Below are 365 nucleotides of genomic sequence, written 5' to 3'. Positions count from 1 at the left end.
AGCTGCTGGATCAACAACGCCAGTAACACCAGCTGCACCGATTGAAAATGAAGTACCAAATGCAGAAGTGGCCGCTGGGCCAATGTCAACACCAGTAACACCGGTTGCACCAATTGAAAATGAAGTGCCAAATGCAGAAGTGGCCGCTGGGCCAATGTCAACACCGGTAACACCAGCTGCACCGATTCATAATGAAGTGCCAGGTCAAGAAGTAGTCGCTGGGCCAACGACAACGCCAGTAACACCAGCTGCACCGATTCATAATGAAGTAACAGGTCAAGAAGTAGTCGCTGGGCCAACGACAACGCCAGTAACACCAGCTGCACCGATTCATAATGAAGTGCCAGGTCAAGAAGTAGCTGCTG

At 51.0% G+C, this 365-nt stretch carries 1 pseudogene; it reads left to right on the top strand.

Features of this window, described 5'->3' with window-relative positions:
- A pseudogene (locus JTF23_RS27530) lies at positions 1 to 365 on the top strand (hypothetical protein); the annotation flags it as partial.

Source organism: Bacillus sp. RIT 809, from assembly GCF_016892495.1.
Taxonomy (GTDB): Bacteria; Bacillota; Bacilli; order Bacillales; family Bacillaceae_G; genus Bacillus_A; species Bacillus_A cereus_U.
Note: the sequence above shows the minus strand (reverse complement) of the source record. Positions and strands in the feature narration are given on the sequence as shown.